Source organism: Acidisphaera sp. L21, assembly GCF_009765685.1.
Classification (GTDB): Bacteria; Pseudomonadota; Alphaproteobacteria; order Acetobacterales; family Acetobacteraceae; genus LMUY01.
Map to the genome: position 1 here is coordinate 21,445 of NZ_LMUY01000102.1, position 20,758 is coordinate 42,202.

At 65.7% G+C, this 20,758-nt stretch carries 20 protein-coding genes and 1 tRNA gene; 10 read left to right on the forward strand and 11 right to left on the reverse strand.

Annotation, left to right across the window (positions count from 1 at the left end; translation table 11 throughout):
• Window positions 1-39 precede the first annotated feature (39 nt).
• The 3 genes from GSQ76_RS19975 (at window position 40) to GSQ76_RS19985 (ending at window position 1,604) form a co-directional block, all read left to right on the forward strand.
• A complete protein-coding gene (locus GSQ76_RS19975; protein WP_254070519.1) occupies window positions 40-309 on the forward strand; it encodes a DUF6476 family protein in 270 nt (89 codons plus the stop codon).
• A gap of 77 nt (window positions 310-386) precedes the next feature.
• A tRNA-Glu gene (locus GSQ76_RS19980) sits at window positions 387-462 on the forward strand.
• Between the two features lie 443 nt (window positions 463-905).
• Window positions 906-1,604, forward strand: a complete 699-nt coding sequence (locus tag GSQ76_RS19985) for a hypothetical protein (protein WP_158745873.1) — start codon at window positions 906-908, stop codon at window positions 1,602-1,604.
• A 115-nt stretch (window positions 1,605-1,719) separates the two neighbouring features.
• On the opposite strand, the gene GSQ76_RS19990 is transcribed toward GSQ76_RS19985, so the two are convergent.
• Window positions 1,720-2,424: a hypothetical protein gene (locus tag GSQ76_RS19990; protein WP_158745874.1), complete on the reverse strand. Its 705-nt coding sequence runs from the start codon at window positions 2,422-2,424 to the stop codon at window positions 1,720-1,722.
• Window positions 2,425-2,651: 227 nt separating this feature from the next.
• The gene (locus GSQ76_RS19995; protein ID WP_158745875.1) at window positions 2,652-4,229 is read right to left on the reverse strand and encodes an SPASM domain-containing protein; all 1,578 of its coding nucleotides are present in this window, start codon (window positions 4,227-4,229) and stop codon (window positions 2,652-2,654) included.
• Window positions 4,230-4,528: 299 nt separating this feature from the next.
• On the opposite strand from GSQ76_RS19995, the gene GSQ76_RS20000 reads away from it, so the two are divergent.
• The 3 genes from GSQ76_RS20000 to GSQ76_RS20010 are packed head-to-tail and all read left to right on the forward strand — an operon-like array spanning window position 4,529 to window position 7,594.
• Window positions 4,529-5,383 (forward strand): extracellular solute-binding protein, encoded by an 855-nt coding sequence (locus GSQ76_RS20000; protein WP_158745876.1) that lies wholly within the window; start codon window positions 4,529-4,531, stop codon window positions 5,381-5,383.
• 13 nt (window positions 5,384-5,396) lie between these two features.
• Window positions 5,397-7,226, forward strand: a complete 1,830-nt coding sequence (locus GSQ76_RS20005) for an ATP-binding cassette domain-containing protein (protein ID WP_158745877.1) — start codon at window positions 5,397-5,399, stop codon at window positions 7,224-7,226.
• Window positions 7,223-7,594: a winged helix-turn-helix domain-containing protein gene (locus tag GSQ76_RS20010; RefSeq protein ID WP_158745878.1), complete on the forward strand. Its 372-nt coding sequence runs from the start codon at window positions 7,223-7,225 to the stop codon at window positions 7,592-7,594. Before GSQ76_RS20005 ends, GSQ76_RS20010 begins: the two co-directional genes overlap by 4 nt.
• Here GSQ76_RS20010 and tsaA read toward each other — a convergent pair.
• The 6 genes from tsaA to GSQ76_RS20040 form a co-directional block, all read right to left on the reverse strand.
• A complete protein-coding gene (tsaA, locus tag GSQ76_RS20015) occupies window positions 7,591-8,085 on the reverse strand; it encodes a tRNA (N6-threonylcarbamoyladenosine(37)-N6)-methyltransferase TrmO (protein ID WP_158745879.1) in 495 nt (164 codons plus the stop codon). The genes GSQ76_RS20010 and tsaA overlap by 4 nt on opposite strands.
• A gap of 1 nt (window position 8,086) precedes the next feature.
• Window positions 8,087-8,584 (reverse strand): hypothetical protein, encoded by a 498-nt coding sequence (locus tag GSQ76_RS20020; RefSeq protein WP_158745880.1) that lies wholly within the window; start codon window positions 8,582-8,584, stop codon window positions 8,087-8,089.
• 4 nt (window positions 8,585-8,588) lie between these two features.
• Entirely contained in the window at window positions 8,589-8,795 is a 207-nt protein-coding gene (locus tag GSQ76_RS20025) for a molybdopterin-binding protein (RefSeq protein WP_158745881.1), read from the reverse strand.
• Window positions 8,796-8,992: 197 nt separating this feature from the next.
• Window positions 8,993-9,970 (reverse strand): thioredoxin family protein, encoded by a 978-nt coding sequence (locus GSQ76_RS20030; RefSeq protein ID WP_158745882.1) that lies wholly within the window; start codon window positions 9,968-9,970, stop codon window positions 8,993-8,995.
• Window positions 9,971-9,972: 2 nt separating this feature from the next.
• Window positions 9,973-10,122 carry a hypothetical protein gene (locus GSQ76_RS20035; RefSeq protein ID WP_158745883.1) on the reverse strand — a complete coding sequence of 50 codons (150 nt, stop codon included), beginning with the start codon at window positions 10,120-10,122 and terminating at the stop codon, window positions 9,973-9,975.
• Between the two features lie 15 nt (window positions 10,123-10,137).
• Complete coding sequence (locus GSQ76_RS20040) at window positions 10,138-11,385, reverse strand: DUF2325 domain-containing protein (RefSeq protein WP_158745884.1); 1,248 nt, start codon at window positions 11,383-11,385, stop codon at window positions 10,138-10,140.
• A gap of 218 nt (window positions 11,386-11,603) precedes the next feature.
• Here GSQ76_RS20040 and GSQ76_RS20045 point away from each other — a divergent pair, with 218 nt between their 5' ends.
• The 4 genes from GSQ76_RS20045 to GSQ76_RS20060 all read left to right on the forward strand — a co-directional run bounded on the left by GSQ76_RS20045 (window position 11,604) and on the right by GSQ76_RS20060 (window position 16,842).
• A complete protein-coding gene (locus GSQ76_RS20045; protein ID WP_158745885.1) occupies window positions 11,604-13,034 on the forward strand; it encodes an aldehyde dehydrogenase family protein in 1,431 nt (476 codons plus the stop codon).
• Between the two features lie 96 nt (window positions 13,035-13,130).
• Window positions 13,131-14,183: a cyclase family protein gene (locus GSQ76_RS20050; RefSeq protein ID WP_158745886.1), complete on the forward strand. Its 1,053-nt coding sequence runs from the start codon at window positions 13,131-13,133 to the stop codon at window positions 14,181-14,183.
• A gap of 53 nt (window positions 14,184-14,236) precedes the next feature.
• A complete protein-coding gene (locus GSQ76_RS20055) occupies window positions 14,237-15,544 on the forward strand; it encodes an LLM class flavin-dependent oxidoreductase (protein ID WP_158745887.1) in 1,308 nt (435 codons plus the stop codon).
• Between the two features lie 50 nt (window positions 15,545-15,594).
• On the forward strand, window positions 15,595-16,842 hold the full coding sequence (locus GSQ76_RS20060; RefSeq protein ID WP_158745888.1) for an aminopeptidase: 1,248 nt from the start codon (window positions 15,595-15,597) through the stop codon (window positions 16,840-16,842).
• Here GSQ76_RS20060 and GSQ76_RS20065 read toward each other — a convergent pair.
• From GSQ76_RS20065 to secD, 3 genes are all read right to left on the reverse strand, one after another.
• The gene (locus GSQ76_RS20065) at window positions 16,839-18,026 is read right to left on the reverse strand and encodes an EAL domain-containing protein (RefSeq protein WP_158745889.1); all 1,188 of its coding nucleotides are present in this window, start codon (window positions 18,024-18,026) and stop codon (window positions 16,839-16,841) included. The two genes, GSQ76_RS20060 and GSQ76_RS20065, sit on opposite strands and share 4 nt — an antisense overlap.
• Window positions 18,027-18,149: 123 nt before the next feature.
• Window positions 18,150-19,112 carry a protein translocase subunit SecF gene (secF, locus tag GSQ76_RS20070; protein ID WP_158745890.1) on the reverse strand — a complete coding sequence of 321 codons (963 nt, stop codon included), beginning with the start codon at window positions 19,110-19,112 and terminating at the stop codon, window positions 18,150-18,152.
• A 9-nt stretch (window positions 19,113-19,121) separates the two neighbouring features.
• Window positions 19,122-20,678: a protein translocase subunit SecD gene (gene secD, locus GSQ76_RS20075; RefSeq protein WP_158745891.1), complete on the reverse strand. Its 1,557-nt coding sequence runs from the start codon at window positions 20,676-20,678 to the stop codon at window positions 19,122-19,124.
• Between the last annotated feature and the right edge of the window lie 80 nt (window positions 20,679-20,758).

A 20,758-nucleotide genomic window follows, 5' to 3' on the forward strand; every position in this document is an offset into this window, starting at 1 on the left:
ATAGCGCGCCGGGCCGAGCGAAGCGAGATAGGGATGTGCATGCGAGCGATGTTGGCGGTGGTGATCGTGATGGGGGTTCTGATCGTAGCCGGGGTGGCAACGCTCGCGATCACGGTGGTACACCGCCTGTCGTCCGCCCCCATGCAAGCCGCGCTAGTGCTGGAGGAGCCCACGGGCACGCACATGCAAGCCATCACCACGGCGGGCGACAAGCTTGCATTACTGCTACAGGGGGGCGGCCCCGACCGAATTCTGCTGCTAGACACTCGCTCTGGCCAAGTTGTGGGCCGGGTCGGCCTGGCACGATGAGGGGAGCGGAGTTGCTGATAACTGTTGAAACAGGGTTGCGAACCGCACCCGTTCGTCCTAATGCAGCGCCCGGCTACGTCCTGTTCGTCTAGAGGCCTAGGACACCGCCCTCTCACGGCGGTAACAGGGGTTCGAATCCCCTACGGGACGCCAATAATCGGATAAGGTTGCCGTTCGAGTATTGGAGATCGACGCTTCTTCCTGGTTTCGGGAGTAGATCGGGGTAAGCGTCGGGCGGTAGATGCTGCGGTTGCTGTCCTGTCTGGCGCATCCCCGAGGGGTATATTGGGAACCCAAGGCGAAGTTCCCTGTGTCAGATTATGTTACACACGCTGCGTTGTCATATTCAAAATTCTCTCGATTTCAAGCATCTAATGTCGTGGCCCAAATCTTGCCACTCTAACTCTGGGCTCCGTAAGGAGTGAAACTGGGGTTTAACAATGAAATCTTGTTTGGTCCGCGAAGCTCCGACGTCAGGCCTAACAGCCAAAGCTGGGAAAGCGGCGAGGTCACCGCAACGAAACCTAATTGGGGGCCAACTCGTCCTCATCGCGCTGGCGCTCGTCATAGGTAGCCCGGCGGCGCGCGCTTCAGTCATGGCCGACGCCTTCTCCTACACGTATATTCCGTATCGCCCATCGCAGGATAACACCGTCACTGGTGCCAACTCCGCAACCAGCGTCGATCCTTACGGCTTCTCGTCAGCCTCCGTGAACCAAACCACTGGAACCATGCACTTGTCCTCACAAGGGCAGTTTGGGGCGGCATCTATCGAGATCGATGAGATGGCCACGCCGGATTACACCGGGACCTTCACGTATACGTTCGAATTGATCGGTTCGATCCAAGTGTCGCCGGTGCCCGCCCCTTACTTGGATGCCAGCGGCTATAGCATGCAATTCGGGGTGGACGCCCAAAGTTGCAACAGCGTCTACACCCAGTACGCCACACCAGCGGCTAGCACCGTCGATCGTTACTTAACCGGAGTGTGTTCTGCCACCAGTGGCGAGAGCTTGAACCTGAAGATCCTGGCGAGCGTCCACACCAGCGGCACGGTCAGTTCGGCCAACTTCGCCGACACGGGAATCTTCCATATCGACGTGCCCGCTGGCGACTCGCTCGGCTACTCGGACGCCACATTTCTGAGCGATCCGCAGCCATTCGAAACCGTCTCAGTCCCCGAACCGGCTGGAGTCATGTGCCTTGCGACGGGGTTCGTGATTCTGGCGTTGGCGCGACGCCGGCGGCGGTGGAGTTTCTTTTCGCATTCAGACGATAGCAGCCCGCAATACTAACCGACCCCTCGCCGGACGACCCTCTTGCTGCCACGACGTGCCGGCCAGACCTCGAGCATGTTCCGCGCCATGAGAATCATCGGGCGAATAAAAATGCTCGCCAAAACAGAGAGCTCTAGGAAACCGCCGAAGACCGGCGGCTTCTGATCCGATCAATCACCAGTAGCGCAAGCCAAGCCGGCCCCACAGCGATGGCCCACGCGGCAAACAAGACCGCGTTGTCGCCGAGCCAAGTATTCGTGTTGATATACTTGACGTCTTGCAACTTCACGACGAACTCCGCCGCACCGTTAGCGCTGTCTGCACCCTTGCGGCAAAAATTCGCATTGGCCATCAGCGCCCCGGAGAACGACACGGTATCGCCAGCCTGCAGCTTCTGCGCCTCAGCCAATGCATCGGGATGCTGCTGTAAGGTGTCGTCCTGGGCGTTATTATAGGCCGCGAAGTTAGAGGCCACGGCATGAGCGCCGAATTGGAGTCTCAAATATACGCTTTTGCCGTTGAACGACGGCATCGCGGTGTCGACAACGCCATTCCATCGCGACCCGTCCGTTGTGATCGAACAGTAGTCGGATTTCAAATGCGGTTCGGTGTCCGAGATGAAGGCTCGTTGCTCCGCGGGCTGCGAGCGATGGTTCAGCGACCATAGCACGTCACCAAATAAATCCGATTGACTGGCCCCGTAGACCGCCGCAGCGACGAAGACCGACCAGTAGATGGCCAGCAAGGTGCGAAACGTCACTCTCGTCGAAAGATCGACGGCCAGAATGATGGCGATGAAGATCGCGCCACCAGCAGCAACAATAAGCCGGCCGTTCATGACGGCATGCTCGACAAAAAGATGCCGGAGTAGATCTGGCTTATGCCAACAGAATAGAGCGAAAATCCACGAAGATGCGGCGCCTGGTGGGTTTCAACTTGCATTACAGAAGTATCGTTCCAGGGTCTATTGATTGTGACATAGTGTGCTGATAGTGGCGTCTTTGCCGCCGATTCATAGATCTGAAAGCCACCCCTGTCGATCCGAAGGGCGCCAATTGCTGGTGATCACAGCATAGCCTGCCCGCCATGCGTATGGAGAACGAGCGGCGGCACATCGCGCAGCAACCCCGACAACTGGCGGATCTCGTCCGGGCTTGCCATCTCCAGCGCCAGATGCGCGCTGGCGTGGTCGCGGTCCGACAGGCACGGATCGCACTCCTCCCGCACCAGCACGCCCAAACCGCGCGTGTCGGCGGTGCCGATGTCTTCGATCGGGAACCACTCGTCCAGCGTCACCAATTGAAGGTCGTGCGTGTCCAAATCGCGCAACTCCCACGGCACCAGGATCGACACATCGCGCCAGACGAGCGACACCAGCGTTACCCGATAGGTCGCCCAAGCCGTCTGGATGAAGCAAATGCCCGCAACTTCGCCCATGGCGCGACGGGTGGACGACAGGGAAAGACTGAGCCAGTGCCCGCGCCGGGTAAGCCGCAGATCGGACCGCCAGCCGGCCCAGCGGGCGCGGCCCATGCCAGGGATGTCCTCCAGCGGGTGGAAGCCGTCTGCATTGGGCTCGGAGTATTGGAAATTGTACACGGTGTCGATGTAGCGACGATACTTGGTGAACGACAATGTGCCCGGTGCAAACCGATAGGACGAGCTGCTGGCCGGCATGTGCGTCAAATACAAATTAAAGTCGTCGACGCCGTACAACTTCGCCAACCCAATCGCCGCGTCGATCTCCGCCAGGCTGTCGTTCCATCGGAACAGCAGGTAGCGCCAAGTGATCCGCGGCCCGGTCGTATTCAGCGCGCGTTTTACCTCGCACAAATTCTGCAAGCCCAGCAAAGCCTGCCCTACTTGCCCATTGACGTGATACTTGGCGTAGCTCGTCTGCGTCACCCCGCTCAGCGTGACGGTGATCTGGTCCAGGCAGGGCACCACGATTTCCGCACGCGCCCTCGGCGCCAGGGGGATGGCATTGGTGCTGGTGACGATCTGGGCATGGGGGCTGTTGGCCCGCAGGTAGGTCAGCATCGCCGGGGCATCGCGATGGACGAAGGGGTCGCCATAATTGAAGAAATAGATGGTTCGCAGGCTCTGGCCCATCTCGTCCACGGCGCGCATCAGGCTGTCCATCGTAAGGTCGTCGCGGTCGCGGGTGCGTAGGCCGGGGTCATTGTTGGGGATGCAGGCTGCGTTCGGGCAGCGCAGGTTGCAGCGGACGGTGGTTTCGATCACCACGGTCGCCGGCAAGGTGCCGCGCACGGACCGCGGGGGCGCCTCCGTCTCGCCAGCCCGGCGATACAGGCTGCATTCCCGGCAGCGATGGCCCTTCCATAATTTCTGCCGCAACCGGCCAAATTCGGGGTTGGCGTAAATCTCCGCCACCGATTGAGTGGTGATGTTGCCAAAGCTGCGTAGCGCGTGCGGGTCATCCAACCCGCAGGAGACGTTGCCGTCCGAATGGATGGTCAGGCTGTCATCCAGCCAAGGGCATACGTAGTGGTTCCCGTCCGGGGGCAACATGCCGCCACTGGGCCGCGTGTTCTTGCGGTTATGCACCGCCATCGGCGGCGTCCGCCCACCGGACAGCGCGGGCGCGTAAACCTCGGCTGCAGTCGTTGCAACGGTCACCATCTGGCACCTGCGTCGTTTCGGTGGCGATTGAAGTTAACGCTAGGATTTGATTGAGGCCAGCGGCTCCCTTTCCGACACCGTAATTTAAGCATTGTCCCACAAACTGCGCCCAACGAGATGCTGTGGGACAAGTCGGATGCATTGGCAGGAAGTAAGAATGGCAGCCGCGTGGATCGTGGTGCTGATCGGGGCGTGGACCGTCCTTCTCTAGCACGCCGCGGGGTCGGATAGCGTCCAGGCGTCGCCTGCGCTATGGCTGGCGGACCATAACGCAGCCTCTCTACCGACAGGACGCCCCCATGATCCGACGCGCCACCCCCCTCCTTGCCGCCGCCGCGATGCTGTTGACGCCGGGTCTGGCGTCCGCCGCCGATGTGAACGTGATGTATGCCGGCTCCCTGGTGAACCTGATGGAGCACGGTGTCGGCCCAGCCTTCGACAAGGCATCCGGCGAAACGTTCAAGGGGTTTGGCGGCGGATCGAACGGGCTGGCGAACCAGATCAAGGGCAAGCTGCGCCGGGCCGACGTGTTCATCAGCGCCAACCCGAAGGTCAACGACATGCTGACGGGGGGCGCCAATGGCGATTGGGTCAACTGGTATGTCACCTTCGCCCAATCCCCCCTGGTGATCGGCTACAGCCCGACCAGCAAGTTCGCCGCCGAACTGAAGACGAAGCCCTGGTATGAGGTGTTGCGCGAACCCGGCATCAAGATCGGCCGCACCGATGCCAAGCTGGACCCGAAGGGCGCGCTGACCGTCCAATTGATGGACAAGGCCGAGCAAGTCTACCACCAGCCCGGCCTTGCCAAGGCCGTTCTGGGCACGCCCGATAATCCGGACCAGGTCCGCCCGGAGGAAAACCTGGTCGGCCGCCTGCAATCCGGCCAGATCGACATCGGCTTCTTCTACTCCACCGAAACCTCGGACCTGAAGATCCCCGCGATCCCGCTGCCGCCCGAAGTCGCGCTCAGCGCCGTCTACACCGTCACCATCCTGCGCGACGCCGCCGACCCGGCGGGTGCGGCGAAGTTCGTCGACTACCTGCTGAGCGCGCCGGGCAAGGCCGTGATGCAGGAACACGGTCTGGACGTGGTGGCCCCGACCGTGACGGGCGATGCGACGAAGATCCCGGCCGCCATCCACCTGAAATAGTCGCCACCCAGCGATGAAGTTGCCGCGCATCCTGGCGCTGCTGGCCGGGGTGCTGGCGGTCTATCTCGTCGCGCCGTTTGTGGCCGGGCTGGGGCAACTCGGCCAGGCCGATTGGGCAGGGGTCGACACGGGCGGCTTGGCCCAGGCCAGCATCGTCTCCGTCACCAGCGCCACATTGGCCACCGCGCTGGTGGCGCTGGGCGGCATTCCCCTCGGCTACGTGCTGGCCCGGCGGCCGGGCCGGGGCATGGCGCTGCTGGGGTTCGTGGTGCAATTGCCCTTGGCGCTGCCGCCACTGGCCAGCGGCGTGCTGCTGCTGTTCCTGCTGGGCTACGCCAGCCCCCTCGGCCGGCTGACCGGCGGGGCGCTGACCGATTCGTTTATCGGCATCGTGCTGGCGGAGGCGTTCGTCGCCGCCCCGTTCCTCATCATCGCCGCCCGCTCCGCCTTCGCCAGCGTCGATCCGGTGCTGGAGGACGTGGCGGCCACGCTAGGGCATCGGCCCTGGGCCGTGTTCCGCCGGGTCAGCCTGGGGCTGGCGGCGCCGGGCATCTGGGCCGGCCTCCTGCTGACGTGGCTACGCGCGTTCGGGGAGTTCGGGGCGACCGTGATGGTGGCCTATCACCCATATTCGCTGCCCGTGTACACCTACGTGGCATTCGGCAGCCAAGGGTTGCCCGCCATGTTGCCCATCCTGCTGCCGACCATCCTCCTCGCGATCGTGGTGATGGCGGCCAGCCTGCGGGGGGAGGCACCGCAGCGACCTCGCCCATTTCAAGCCCACGCGCTCCCCCTCCCACCGCCTGGCCCGATACCCGGGCGTGTGGCCCCGGCGCAGACCCTGGCCTTCACATTCCAGCGGCGGCAGGACGGATTTGTGCTGGACGTCGCCTGGCGCACGCCGGCCCGGCGGCTGTGCATCCTGGGTGCATCCGGCTCCGGCAAATCAGCGACGCTGCGGCTGATCGCCGGGGTGGACCAGGCCGATCGCGCAGCCCTGTCGCTGGGGTCGACCGACCTCACAGCATTGCCCCCATACCAGCGCGCCATCGCCTACGTGCCGCAGAATTACGGGCTGCTGCCGCATCTGTCCGTCGACCGGCAGATCCGCTTCGCGGTCGACTGCGACCCGGCCCGCGCACCCTACTGGATGCAGCGGCTAGGGCTGGACGGGTTGGGCCACCGCATCCCAGCCGAATTATCTCTGGGGCAGCAGCAGCGCGTCGCCCTAGCCCGCGCCCTGTCCCGCCGCAGCCGCCTGTTGCTGCTGGACGAACCCTTCTCCGCCCTGGACGCCCCACTACGCGCCCGGCTGCGGGCGGACATGGTGGCCTTGCAGGCAGAGATCGACGCGACCACCATCCTGGTCACTCACGACCCGGCAGAGGCGATTCTGTTGGCGGATGAGGTGTTGCTGCTGGAGGATGGCCACGTGCTGCAATCCGGTCCTATCGAGGCGGTGTTCCAACGACCCGCGAGCGAGGCAACCGCCCGCCTGCTGGGCGCCGAGGCGGTTGCGGTGGGACAGGCGGTGGCCCCGGATCGCATCGATATCGGCGGCGTCATCCTGGACGTCGCCGGCCCAGATCTCGCCGTCGGGCCCATCGGCTGGGCCGTGCGCCCCGGCAGCATTCGCCTCGGGCAAGGCCATCCCGCGACGGTGTTGCGGGCCGACCCACCCCGCGCCGGGCAGCGCCGCCTGATGGTGCAGATCGGCACAGCCATCCTTCCCGCAATCGCCGACGCCGGGTGTGACGCAGCGCTGGGTCCCTGCCACATCTCCATCGACCCGGCCGCCTTTCAGATATGGCCAGCCACCACCACAGCGAGGAACCCGGCATGACCGGCCCGACGCACCAGCTCAGCATCCGCATCGACCTCGCCAGCGGCGGCCGCATCGGCCCCGGCAAGGTGGCCTTGCTCGAGGAGATCAGCCGCTCCGGCTCCATCTCCGCCGCCGGGCGCGCGATGAAGATGTCCTACCGCCGAGCCTGGCAATTAGTGGAGGACCTGAACCGAAACTTTGGCAATCCCCTGGTGGAAACCGCGGCCGGCGGGGCCGGCGGCGGCGGCGCGCGCCTGACGGAGGCCGGCTGGACCCTCGTGCGCCAATATCGCGCCATGGAGCAGGCCGCCTCCAAAACCGCCCACCCGCATCTCACGGTCCTCGACGGCATCGTCGCGCGGAAAGCGGAGAAAGACCCGGTCTAGTCGCCCACCTGAAAATCGCCCGGCTGCGGCGGGGCGATGGGGGTGAACAGCGTACGGTCCGGCTTCAGATCCAGCAGCGGCGTGCCGTCCAGGCAGTCCAGCCCGCGTACCAGCACCATCCCATTCTCGATCCCTACCAGATGCGCGATCGACGTGCCCAGCGGGTTCGGCCGCACCGGGGAGCGGATGGAGAAGGTGCCCCGCGCCACGCCGTCATTGGCCGGGCACTGCAGCACCAGGTCTCGCCGGGACAGGTGCAGCCAGTAAATCACTTCCACCCGTTCATACTGCGCCAGTCCCTGCAGCCCCTGCGCCCAGGGGGCAAAGAGCTCGATCCGGCAGATCGGCCCATCTGCGCGTCCCTGGCGCGGGGTCTGCATCCGGTTGGTCCAAGGGGTGTGGATGCGGCCAATGAACTCCAGCCCGGCGTCGGTCGCTGCCGGTGACGGCACCGCCACTTCCCCGCGGCGGACCTCGTTCTCGCGCACCATGCTAATGCGCGGCCGGCAACGGCATCACCGCGATTCGGATCACGTCGTGCACGCTGCGGCCGCCTTTTTTGTCACCGGGCACGACCAGGCGCGGATGGTCCAGTTGCTTGCCGTCCATCCGTTCGGCCACGATAACCTGTTTGCCCTCGAAATCCGGCGACACCTCGCCCAGCGCCAGCGTCGCGGTGTAGCCGTCCTGGCCGGTGATGCCGACGACATGCCGCACCGGGCCACCTTTCGCGATCGCATGCGCCTGGTCCAGCACGGTCCATAGCAGGGGGCCCTCGAACACCGCCTGGCGCGGCCCGTGCTCGGTCGCGAAGCCGACGGGCAGTGTGATGGCCGGCAGCTTGGCCAAATCGTCCGTCGTCATCGTCGCAGTGGTCCCGTCCGGGGTGATGATGGCGATCCCCGGTATATCGGCGGCGAAGCCCCTGCCAGCCGGGGCGATCGTCAGCAGCGCCAAAGCCCCCACGGCCAGGCCGAGCTTCGCCCGCATGGCGCTAGACCGCGACCATGACGTCGGACGCCTTGATGACGGCCATCGCCGCGTCGCCGACCTTCAACCCCAACTCGTCGATCGCCTCGTTGGTGATGGAGGAGTGCATGATGATGCCGTTGCCGATGTCGATATGCACATGGCCGGTGGTTTGGCCCTTCACGACGGCGGTGATGGTGCCTTTGATCTGGTTGCGGGCGCTGAGCTTCATGTCGGGCATCCTGTAGAAGGTGAGCGGCGGAAATATCCCAAATCCGTCTGTCCCGACAGGGCAGCGCGCCGGGGCGGATCGTTTTTTGGCGGCGCCACGGTCAGCGCGGCGTGCTGATCGAACCTGACATTGCGTGTTCCATCCCGGTCCATTCGAACGCCGATATGCTCATCCGAATACGACGAAGTGGCAATGGTTCAGCCAAAGGTGAATGTAAACGCCTCGAACCCTGGCTTCGAGACGGCGATGGTCATGATGTGCGTGGTGTAGTTGGCGCTGTCGTACAGCGTGTAGAGCCGGCTTTCCTGCACCGTTACCGGCGGCTGGGTTTGGCCATCCACCGTCACCGTCAACATGACCGGGGTTGGGCTGCTGGCGACCATGAAGCACTTGCCGGATTTGAATGCGAGCACGACGCCACCCGTGGCCGATGACAACTGCGCGCTCTGCTCGCTCATGGTCCATGTGCCCTGCAGCGCGAACTGATTGATCTGCATGGCCGATGTCGGCACAGTATAGGCGACGTTGCCTTCCTCCGGCTTCTGCGGGCTGGCGAGAAACTCCACGCGCTGCAGGCCGAAATACATCTCCGGCGACCCAATGCGGGACAGGTCCACCCCGTTATCCTTCGCGACGGCCGGCCCGGCGGACAGAAGGCCGCGGATGGCATTCTCCATCTCGTCATATTTGCCCTCGCCGAAATGCTTCAGCACGATCTCGCCCTGCTGGTTCACCAGGTATTCGGCGGGCCAATATTGGTTGGCGTAGGCCTGCCAAGTGGACATCGCATTGTCCTGCGGCACCGGATATTTGATCCCGAACCGGCTGATCGCGCGTTGCACGTTCGCGGTCACCTGCTCGAACGCGAATTCCGGCGTGTGGACGCCGACGATCACGAAACCCTTGTCCTTGTAGGTGTCGTACCAGCGGTTGGTATAGGGCAGGGTGCGCAGGCAGTTGATGCAGGAATAGGCCCAGAAATCGATCAGAACCACCTTGCCGCGCAGCCCATCCATCGTGAGCGGCGCAGAGTTGAGCCAGTTGGCGATGCCGGCGAATTCCGGCGCCTGGCCGAAATGGCCCATCCCTTCCTCGGCCGCGCGGGCCAGGCCGGGGCGCACCAGCGCGGCGGCGGCGGCGGCGGACAAGGCGGTCCGGCGAGACATGGCGCGCATGATCAAAGTCCCATGGTTGCGTTGGGGTAGAAGTCCGACAGCCATACCGTGACCACCGTGTCGTATTGGTAGTACACCGCGACGGCCGTGGCGATAACGAACAGGCCGAGCACCTGTTGCAGCCGATGCGCATGCCGGCTGAGGCTGCGCACATGCCCAGCACCAGCCTAGGACGCGCCGCTACCGAGCGCAGCGACGAACGATGCGAGCCCGGAGGATCGCAGCGGCATCCACGGCCGGCCCAACTGGCGGCACAGCCGTTTCACGGTGAGCGCGGCGTCGTGGCTGACGCAGTCCACTGGGAACACCACCCGCTGCGCCTGGCTGATCAGCCCGGCGAGCAGCGAGGGATGGTCGTGTTGCCCGCCATCATGCGCCAGCAACTCGCCCCCGGCAGCTTCCAATGCCTGGCGCATCTGCTCGACACTACCGGGCCGGCCGCCGACGTACAACACACGCTCCGCCGGCAGGTGCGCGGCGGGCGCCGCAATTGCTTGGCACGCCTCCATCGCCCGCAATTCGCCGCTCAATTGGTCGCGCTCCGCCTCTGCCTGGATTGCCCGGCGTTCGTGGCGCTGGCATGCCTCCGTCGCATCGGCCACCCGCGTCTCCAGCCTTTCCCGCCGCCCGATCTCGGCCGCCAGTCGTGCCTCCAGATCGGCGACCAGGTGGCGGAACCCGGCCAGTGCGTCCTCCGCCTCCGCCTCGGTCGGCGCGCGTGATTGGGCGGCTGCGGCCAGCGTGCCGAGTTGCCGGATGGTGGCGTCGCGGGTGGTGATGGCGTCATGCAGGCAGCATTGCTGGCGCTCCACCTTGGCCAGCAGCGCATCCTTCTCCGCCTCCAGCACGGCCAGGCGCTTCACATCCGCCCGGTTGGCCGAGCCGATCAGGTGGGACAGCATGTGCACGTCGCCGAAGGCCTGGCGGATGCCGGTGGGGTGGATGTCCGGATGGGTCAACACGGCCCAGTAGGCGCCGGGGATGTCGCCCGCCTGGCGCGCGGTGCGCCACGCGTCCAACACCGCCGTTTCACCCTGCAGCCGGCTGAACTGCCTCACCACCCCGTCGTGCCGCTGGTCCAGCGTCTTGTGCAGCAGCTTGGCGCACGCATTGTGATGACTACACAGGCCCACGGCTTCCGAATGCAAATCGTGGTCGTTCAGGTGGGAGATATCGGCCTTCGCGAACTTGCCCATCGCCCGACGCAATTCCCCGGTCGTGAGGCAGGTGCCGATGATCGAACAATGCAGCGAGGGGCTCAGCTCCCACAGCCGGGTGCGCTGCCGCCCAGGCATCGGCGCCGGCTGCGTAGGCCCCGCTGGCATCGGCAGGGCGAATTTCGCCACGGTGGCAGCGGTAATCCCGTGCATGCCGGCCCGGAGAGTCGACGCAGGCTGGTAGGCCAATCGGGTCATGACAGGGCCGGGGCGGAGATCGTCATAGCGCGCCTTCGCTGTATTCATTGGGATATAACGACGAGGTCGCCTCGATGTCCACCCCGGCCGCCGGCTTGGCCCAGGGTTGCGGCGACGGCTGTCCTCTGGCAGCGTTCGTTCGGCACGGCTGAATACAGCGCGTGATTGCCGCGCTATGCCGAATGCCAACGATCGAACAACAACAAAGGCCGGTGGTCATGGAAAACGCACGTAAATTCTACATCGACGGCGCCTGGGTCGACCCGATCAAGCCCGCCTTCCTGGACGTGATCAACCCGTCGAACGAGGAGGTGGTCGAGCAGATCGCCGTCGGGTCCGCGGCCGACGTGGATCGCGCCGTCGCCGCCGCGAAGGCCGCATTCCCCGCCTTCTCGCAAACCACGCGGGAGCAGCGTCTGGCGCTGCTGGAACGGCTGCTGGAAGCATACAAGGCTCGACTGGAAGACACCGCAACGGCCCTGTCCCGCGAAATGGGCGCCCCCATCACCCTGGCGCGCAACGCCCAGGCGGCCGTCGGCGTGCGCCACCTCGTGCAGATGATCAAGTCGCTGCGGGAATACAAATTCGAGGACGTGCGCGGCGCCACCCTTATCAGCAAGGAACCGATCGGCGTCTGCGGGCTGATCACGCCGTGGAACTGGCCGATCAACCAGATCATGTGCAAGGTCGCCCCGGCGCTGGCCGCAGGCTGCACCATGGTGCTGAAGCCGAGTGAGATCGCGCCGCTGAACGCCATCATCTTCGCCGAGGCGATGCATGCGGCCGGCGTGCCGAAGGGCGTGTTCAACCTGGTGAACGGCGACGGCCCGACGGTTGGTGCGGCAATGTCGGCGCATCCGGATATCGACATGATGTCCTTCACCGGGTCGACCCGCGCCGGCATTCTGGTCGCCAAGGCGGCTGCCGATACGGTCAAGCGCGTGTCGCAGGAACTGGGCGGCAAATCCGCCAACATCCTGCTGCCGGACGTCGATTTCGAGCGCGCGGTCACCAAAGGCGTGGCCGGCGTGTTCCTGAACAGCGGCCAGTCCTGCAACGCGCCGACCCGCATGTTCGTGCCCGCCGACAGGAAGGCGCAGGTGGACGCGTACGCGAAGGCCGCCGCCACCACCTACGCCGTTGGCGACCCCAGCCTGGATGCGACGCAGCTTGGCCCCGTGGTCAGCCGCGTGCAATTCGACAAGATCCAGGCCCTGATCCAGTCCGGCGTGGACGAGGGCGCGGAAGTGCTGATCGGCGGCCCCGGCCTGCCGGAAAGCATGAACCGCGGCTACTACATCCGCCCCACCGTCTTCACCGGCGTCACGCAAGACATGCGGATCGCGAAGGAGGAGATCTTTGGCCCAGTCCTCTCGATCCTGACCTACAAGGATGAAGAAGACGCCATCCGCATGGCCAATGACACGGTCTACGGGCTTGCCGCCTACGTGCAGTCAGGCGACCTGAACCACGCCCGCCAGGTCGCGTCCCGCATGCGCGCGGGCAACGTCCACATCAACTACCCGGCCGGTGATTCCGCGGCCCCGTTCGGCGGCTACAAGCAATCCGGCAACGGCCGCGAATACGCCGATTGGGGCATGGACGAGTTCCTGGAGACGAAAGCCACGCTCGGATACGCCGCCGCTTAGGCGTACCCGAACTCGCCCGCGGAGCTTGGGCAGGGTTGGACAGCGCCGCCCCGAGGCGCTACCGACTCTGCCCAAGATCAATCGGGGAGACACGAGATGACCGAAGCCAACAGCCGCTGGACCCGCCGGCCGCCGGGCTCGACCTGGGGCGACTGGGGCCCGGATGACGAACTGGGCCGGCTGAACCTGCTGACCAAGGAAAAAGTCCTGCAAGGCGTCGCCGAGGTGAAGGAGGGTCGCACCTTCTGCCTGTCCCTGCCGCTGGACTACCCGGGTGGCGCCATCCTCAGCCCCCGCCGCTTCCCGCCAGAACTCATGCCCACAGTCCGCGAGGGCCGCGCCAACATGGCCCTGCCGCTACGCTGCTACGACCCGACCGCGTTGGACGTGGTGTGCGACGACCGCGTGTTGCTGACGCTGCAATACTCCACCCAATGGGACACGCTGGCCCATGTCGGCCAGATGTTCGACGTCGATGGCGACGGCAAGGCGGAGGACGTGTTCTACAACGGTTTCCGCGCCGGCAGCGACGTCGCCGGGCCAGTGATCTACCGCGACGGCAAGGAAATCCCATATAACGGCCCGCAAGGCGCGCAACGCCTTGGCGTGGAGAACATGGCCGAGACCTGCATCCAGGGCCGCGGCGTCATGATCGACCTCGATGCGCATTATGGCCGCTCCGGCGAAGTCGTGGGCTACGACTCGCTGATGCGCGTGCTGGAGAAGGACAAGGTCGTCGTCGAACCCGGTGACCTCGTCTGCATCCGCACCGGCTTTGCCCAGATGCTGCTGGACATGAACAAGCAGCCGGATGCGACCAAGCTGCACAGCACCAACTGCGCATTGGATGGCCGCGACGCCAAGTTGCAGCAATGGGTGACCGACACCGGGCTGGTCGCGCTGATCGCCGACAATTACGGCGTCGAAGCCGTGCCCGCCAAACCGTGCATGGACGATTTCTGCGCGACGCTCCCATTGCACGCGCATTGCCTTTTCCGGCTCGGCGTCTACCTCGGCGAGATGTGGCAGTTGGGCGAGTTGGCCGACTGGCTGCGCGCCAACGGCCGCAACCGCTTCCTGCTCACCGCACCGCCGCTACGCCTGCCTGGCGCCGTCGGCTCCCCGGCCACGCCGGTCGCGACCGTGTAGCGCGCAGCCGGCGCGCAGGGCTAGGTTGGGCGCCGAAGCTCCGGAGCCCGACCATGCCGACGCGCCAGATGCACCTCGTCGCCTATCTGAAGACCGGGCCGACCGCGCAGCATGTCGGCGGCTGGCGCCATCCGGAGGCGACGCTGGACGACATCCTCGACCCCAGCCGATACCAGCACATCGCCCGATTGCTGGAGGCCGCCAAGTTCGACGCGTGTTTCTTCGCCGACCTGTTCGGGCTGTACGACCTGCACCAGGGCAGCTACGACGCCTATGTCCGCCGCGGCGGCCAGATCAGCTACCTGGATCCAACGGTGGTGCTGCCCGTCATGGCCGCCGTCACCAGCCATCTCGGCCTCGGCGCCACGCTGTCCACCAGCTTTCACACCGCCTATCACCTGGCCCGCTGGCTCGGCTCGCTGGACGCGATGAGTAAGGGTCGCGTGGCCTGGAACGTGGTGACCTCCGCCACCGATCTGGAGGCGCGCAACGCCGGGCTGGACAACCTGCCGCCCCGCGACCTCCGCTACGACCGCGCCGACGAGGTGCTGGAGGCGTGCTTCGCCCTGTGGAATAGCTGGGATGAAGATGCGCTGGTGCGGGACAAGCAGGCCGGCATCATGTCGGACCCCAGCAAGGTGCATTATGCCAATTACGAGGGACGCTGGATCAAGACCCGCGGCCCGCTGTCGATCCCGCGCAGCCCGCAGGGCCGCCCGGTCATCATGCAGGCTGGCAGCTCCGATCGCGGGCGCCAGTTCGCGGCACGGTGGGCGGAGGTGATCTTCACCACCCAGCGCGGCCAGGCCGAGATGGCGGAGTTCTACACCGACATCAAAACCCGCATGCAGGCCGCCGGCCGCGACCCGGCGAGTTGCGCGATCCTGCCCGGCATCTCTGTCGTGCTGGGCGAAACCCGCTCCATCGCGCGCGAACGGGCGGATTACCTCAGCAGCCTCATCGACCCGGAATTGGTGATGGCGTCGTCCTCCAGCGGGCTAGGCGCCGATCTATCCAAGATCGGCGCCGGCAAGACGCTGGCGGAATTGCAGGGCAACCAGGGCATCCAAGGCACGCAAGACCTGTTGGAGCAGCGCATGAAAGCGGAGGGCATCACCCTGCAGCAAGCCGCCGCCAAGCGTGGCTTGGACCGCGAAATCGTCGGCACCGCGGCCGACGTGGCCGACCAGATGGGCGCTATGTTCGCCGCCGGGGCGTGCGACGGCTTCGTCATCTCCCCCACCCATTTCCCCGGCATGTTCGAGGGATTCTGTCGCAGCGTGGTGCCGGAATTGCAGCGCCGCAGCCTGTTCCGCACCGACTACACGGGGCGTACCCTGCGGGAGAACCTGGCCGGCTAGGCTTGATGGCACGGCGGGATGGGCTAGCCTGCGGCCCACAGAACCATTGAATGGATGCCATGCCCTCTCCCATGACGCATGAAGCCCGCTTGGACCTGCTGGGCCAGGTCGCGGTCAATGTCGGCCTCGGCCTGCGACCTGGCCAGGAACTGGTGCTGACGGCCCCGCTGGACGCCGTGCCCCTGGTTCGCCGCATCACCGAACACGCCTACAAAGCCGGCGCAAGCCTGGTGACGACCTTGCTATCCGACGACCAGGCCGCACTCGCCCGCTACCAGCATGCCCCGACCGAGGCGTTCGACTACGCCCCCGCCTGGCTGTTCAAGGGCATGGCCGAGGCCTATAGCGGCGGCGCAGCTCGGCTGGCGATCGGCGGCGATAACCCGGCGCTGCTGGCCGACCAGGACCCGGACAAGGTCTCCCGCGCCAACCGCGCCCGATCTGTCGCCTATCGCCCGGCGCTGGAACTGATCACCAATTTCGACATCAACTGGAGCATCGTCTCCTACGCGACCCCCGCCTGGGCCGCGCTGATGTTCCCGGACCTGTCCGCAGAGGCCGCGGTCGCGAAACTGTGGGACGCGATCTTCGCCGCCTCCCGCATCGACCGTGACGACCCGGTGGCTGCCTGGGCCGAGCACAATGCCGCCCTGCACGCCCGCACCACGCACCTAAACGCCAAGCGCTACGACGCGCTGCACTTCACCGGACCGGGCACCGATCTCCGGGTCGGGCTCTCCGAGGGGCACCTTTGGCTTGGCGGGGCGGAGCGGGCGAAGAACGGCATCGTCTGCAACCCGAACATCCCCAGCGAGGAAGTCTTCACCACGCCGCACTTGGCCCATGTGGACGGATTGGTGCGCAGCACGAAGCCGCTTTCCTACGGCGGCACGCTCATCCAAGACATCGCCGTCCGTTTCCAGGACGGCCGCATCGTGGATGCCACCGCCAGCGCCGGGCAATCGGTCTTGCATAAGGTGCTGGACACCGATGACGGCGCGCGGCGCTTGGGGGAGGTAGCGCTGGTGCCCAATTCCTCGCCGATCTCCGCCAGCGGGCTGCTGTTCTACAACACCCTGTACGACGAGAACGCGGCCAGCCACATCGCCATCGGCCAGGCCTACCGCACCTGCCTGGAGGGCGGCACCACTGCCAGCGACGAAGAACTGGCCCGGCGCGGCGCCAACACCAGCCTGATTCATATCGACTGGATGATCGGGTCCGGCCAGGTGGATGTGGACGGCGTGCGCACCGATGGCTCTCGCGAGCCGGTGATGCGCGCCGGGGAGTGGGTCTAGCTCGGCTCCCGATCCGGTGGCAGGCTATCCTGGCTGGACCAACCCTCCAGCCAGGATGGCAGCGCGCTCGCCGGCAGCGGGCGGCCGATGAGGAACCCCTGGGCGTATTCCACACCCAGATCGCGCATGCGGTTCCACATCGCCTCGTTCTCGATCCCCTCGGCAATGACGCTCAGCGAGCGGCGATGCGCATTGTCGACCGTGCGTTGCAGGTAGCTGCGGGCCAGCGCGTTCGCCTCCGACCGCAGCACGACCTCCTTGTCCAGCTTCACCACGTTGAACGGCAGATCGAACAGATCGAGCTGGTTCATCATCTCCGGCCCCATATCGTCGATGGCGACCTGGTAGCCGGCGTCGCGCCAATGCTCCACGGCGCTCGCCAGGGGCGGGATGTCGCTGACCGGGCGGCTTTCCGTCAGCTCGATCAGAATGCGATGCGCTCCGATCCCGACGGTGCGGCGGTGCATGTCGATGCGGGTCAGCGCTTCCGGAAACAGCAGCACGTCCAGCGGCAGGTTGATGGTCATGAACAGGTCGTGCCGGTCCAGAAAACCGGGGTCGACGGCCGCCATGGCGCCCTGCGCCACCGCCTCCGTCAGCCGCAGCGACAGGCCGGCACGCTCGATCTGCGGAATGAACTGATCGGGCGCGATCGTGCCGTGGTCCGGGTGGCGCAGCCGGGCCAGCGCCTCCATCCCTGCGGCCCGGCGGTTCTGCAGGCGCACGATCGGTTGAAACCGGCATTCCACGTCCGCAGCCTGGAAATTCACCGCGATGTCGGACGTCGACATGGTTGGCGGACCCGATGACGCGGTCGCAGCGGCCGGGTGCAGGCACTTTTCCAGATCGGCCGGGACATACGCCTGCGCCAACGCCTTGCGGCCGGCGAAGCCCGCAGCCTCCCCCAGCAGGATCAGCTTCACCTGCGACCCCATTTCGCCGGAGGTGACGCCCAGCAGGTCGCCGACATAGGGCCCGGCCGCCTTCGGTTCCATCAGCAAGTGGGAGAAATCGTGCGACGGCTTCACCAGCCGGTTCAGCGCGTCTTGCGGCGACTCAGCGACCAGCAGCGATTCGCCCGCGGACCGATCGATTGCGAGCCGAGCGGCGTTCGCCCAGGCCGGGTCCACGCATAACAGCAACACCTGTCGGGCCGCACGGGAGAAGGTGTTGGGGCCTGCCAATGATTGGTCCTAGTCCGCCTGCGGGTCGACGTGATGTACAAGCCTGCCACTGGGGACCGGCACCGTCGATAACCCATGCCGCAAACGCCGTGAATTTCAAAGCGAAACTGTAACCCGCAGAGCTCACCGTGCTGGTTTGGCACCACTCTTGGCAGCTTGGACCGGCCGTGCATCCCGCCGCAGCCGGTTTTCACCCAGCAACAGCAAGATGGGCGCGGCGATGAAGATAGAGGATGACGTGCCGACCACGATGCCAAACAGCATCACCGCCGCGAACCCGGACAGGGAAGAGCCGCCGAACAGCGCCAGCGGCAGGCTGGCCAGGAACACCGTCATCGAGGTGCCGAGCGTCCGGTTCAGGGTCTCGTTGATCGAAAAATCGATCAGTTCGCGCAGCGGCATCGTCTTGTACTTGCGCAGGTTCTCCCGCACGCGATCGTATACCACCACCTTGTCGTTGGTGGAGTAGCCGATCACCGTCAGGATCGCCGCGACCATCACCAGGTCGAACTCGATCCGGGTGACGACCAGGAAACCGATGACCTTCGTCACGTCCAGCAGCAGCGTCACCACCGCGCCGACGGCGAACTGCCATTCGAAACGGAACCAGATGTAGACCAGGATCATCAGCAGGCTGATGCCCAGCGCCAGCAGGCCATTGCGAAACAGCTCGTCCGAGACGGATGCGCCGACCGCGTCGGTGCGCTGGATCACGGCGCCGGGCTGCGCTTCCTCCAATGCCGCGCGAACCCGGCCGACGACCTGCTCGGTGCCGGCCTCGGTGGGCTGGCGGTCCAGGCGGATCAGCACGCCGCGATCGTCGCCGAACCGCTGCAGCCCGGCGGCGGCCACCTGGTGCGTGCCGAAGGCGGCGCGGATCTTGTTGAAGTCGGCAGCAGCCGGGGTGCGCGCCTCCATGACGATGCCGCCCTTGAAGTCGATGCCCAGGTTCAGCCCCGGGTAGAACGCGACCGCCAGGGAGAACACCGACAGCACGGCGGACGTCGCCAGCCCGATGAAGCGGCCGCGCATGAACTTGATGCTCGTGCCATCCGGCACCATGCGGAACATTGGGCGAAGAAACATGCTGGGATCCTAGACCGGCAGCAGCGCGGGGCGCCGGGCGGAATACCACCGCACCATCAGCAGCCGGGCGACCACGGTGGCGGTGAACAGGGTAGTGACGATGCCGACCGTGATGGTGACGGCAAACCCGCGCACCGGGCCGGAGCCGAACACGAACAGCATCACATGCGCCAGAAAGGCGGTGGCATTGCTGTCGATGATGGTGCTGTAGGCCCGGCGGAACCCGGCCTCCAACGCGGCCACCGGCTTACGATCCAGCTTGGTTTCTTCCCGGATGCGCTCGTTGATCAGGATGTTGGCATCGACCGCCATACCCAGCGTCAGCAGGATGCCCGCCATGCCCGGCAAGGTCAGCGTGGCCTCCAGCAACGACAGGATCGCCAGCATTAGCAACAGGTTGATCAGCAGCGCGATGTTCGCGAACCAGCCGAACAGGCCGTAGAACGTCCCCATGAAGCCGACCACCAGCAGGAAGCCAACGCCCAGCGCGATGGCGCCGGCCCGGATGCTGTCGGCGCCCAGCTCGGGCCCGACGGTACGTTCTTCCACCACGGTCAGTGGCGCGGGCAGGGCGCCGGCGCGCAGCAACACGGCCAGATCGGTGGCGGATTGCGCGGTGAAGCTGCCGCTGATCTGGCCACGGCCGCCAGTGATCGGCTCGTTGATGTTCGGCGCGGTCAGGATCTTGTCGTCCAGCACGATGGCGAACGGATGGCCGACCTGCGCGGTCGTCACCTCGCCAAACCGGCGGGAGCCTGTGCTGTCGAACAAGAAGTTCACCACCCACTCGCCGTTCAGGTTGCTGCGGGCGGGGCTCGCGTCGGTCAGGCTCGAACCATCGACCTCCACCCGGCGGCGCACCACCAGCTTGCGGGTCGGGTCGTTCTCCAGCGGCAGGATCATGTCGCCCGGGGGCGCGGGGCGATTCGGGTCCGCACCTTCGTCCAGCAGATGGAACGTCATCTTGGCCGTGGTGCCCAGCAATTGCTTGATTCGATTCGGATCGTCCACGCCGGGCAACTGCACCACGATGCGGCTCTCGCCCTGCCGGGTGATCTGCGGGTCCAGCACGCCGGTGGCGTCGATACGGCGGCGAACGATCTCGATCGACTGCTGCACCGCGCCCGCCGCCCGGGCGCGCAATGCCGCGTCGTTCAGGGTCAACGACAGGGAGCCATCGGGCCGGGTTGCGATGTCGAAATCCTGCGTGCCGTCCGGGTTGGCTGCCACCGTCTTCAGCGAGTCGATGGCCGCCTGGCTCTGCGCCGGGTCGCGCAGAACGGCGCTCACCCGGTTTTCGTCGGCGGGCTCGGTCAGGCTGCGATACTTGCCTGCCAGCGCCTGGCGGGACCGGTCCAGCACCGTGTCCAGTCGTTCCTTCCCCAGGGCGGCCATGTCCACGTCCAGCAGCAGGTAGGACCCGCCGCGCAGGTCCAGGCCCAGATGCACGGCACGCCACGGCACCCACGACGCGGGTTGCGGCAGGACGTTCGGTAGGCAGAGCAAGGCGCCCAAGATGCAGACGCCGACGATCAGCGCGGTCTTGACGCGGCCGAAATACAGCATGTGGCCCGGTCACTCCAATAGGCGGACGTCTATGCCGACCGCCAAGGGGCGATGCAAGCCTTACGGCCCCGTGCTATGCG

Coding starts and splice junctions, on each gene's coding strand:
- GSQ76_RS20030 (WP_158745882.1), bottom strand. CDS start 9,970: ATGCGCGCCATGTCTCGCCGGACCGCCTTGTCCGCCGCCGCCGCCGCC.
- GSQ76_RS20040 (WP_158745884.1), bottom strand. CDS start 11,385: ATGACCCGATTGGCCTACCAGCCTGCGTCGACTCTCCGGGCCGGCATG.
- GSQ76_RS20025 (WP_158745881.1), bottom strand. CDS start 8,795: ATGAAGCTCAGCGCCCGCAACCAGATCAAAGGCACCATCACCGCCGTC.
- GSQ76_RS19975 (WP_254070519.1), top strand. CDS start 40: ATGCGAGCGATGTTGGCGGTGGTGATCGTGATGGGGGTTCTGATCGTA.
- GSQ76_RS20005 (WP_158745877.1), top strand. CDS start 5,397: ATGAAGTTGCCGCGCATCCTGGCGCTGCTGGCCGGGGTGCTGGCGGTC.
- GSQ76_RS19990 (WP_158745874.1), bottom strand. CDS start 2,424: ATGAACGGCCGGCTTATTGTTGCTGCTGGTGGCGCGATCTTCATCGCC.
- GSQ76_RS20050 (WP_158745886.1), top strand. CDS start 13,131: ATGACCGAAGCCAACAGCCGCTGGACCCGCCGGCCGCCGGGCTCGACC.
- GSQ76_RS19985 (WP_158745873.1), top strand. CDS start 906: ATGGCCGACGCCTTCTCCTACACGTATATTCCGTATCGCCCATCGCAG.
- GSQ76_RS20045 (WP_158745885.1), top strand. CDS start 11,604: ATGGAAAACGCACGTAAATTCTACATCGACGGCGCCTGGGTCGACCCG.
- GSQ76_RS19995 (WP_158745875.1), bottom strand. CDS start 4,229: ATGGTGACCGTTGCAACGACTGCAGCCGAGGTTTACGCGCCCGCGCTG.
- tsaA (WP_158745879.1), bottom strand. CDS start 8,085: ATGGTGCGCGAGAACGAGGTCCGCCGCGGGGAAGTGGCGGTGCCGTCA.
- secF (WP_158745890.1), bottom strand. CDS start 19,112: ATGTTTCTTCGCCCAATGTTCCGCATGGTGCCGGATGGCACGAGCATC.
- GSQ76_RS20060 (WP_158745888.1), top strand. CDS start 15,595: ATGGATGCCATGCCCTCTCCCATGACGCATGAAGCCCGCTTGGACCTG.
- secD (WP_158745891.1), bottom strand. CDS start 20,678: ATGCTGTATTTCGGCCGCGTCAAGACCGCGCTGATCGTCGGCGTCTGC.
- GSQ76_RS20010 (WP_158745878.1), top strand. CDS start 7,223: ATGACCGGCCCGACGCACCAGCTCAGCATCCGCATCGACCTCGCCAGC.
- GSQ76_RS20000 (WP_158745876.1), top strand. CDS start 4,529: ATGATCCGACGCGCCACCCCCCTCCTTGCCGCCGCCGCGATGCTGTTG.
- GSQ76_RS20055 (WP_158745887.1), top strand. CDS start 14,237: ATGCCGACGCGCCAGATGCACCTCGTCGCCTATCTGAAGACCGGGCCG.
- GSQ76_RS20020 (WP_158745880.1), bottom strand. CDS start 8,584: ATGCGGGCGAAGCTCGGCCTGGCCGTGGGGGCTTTGGCGCTGCTGACG.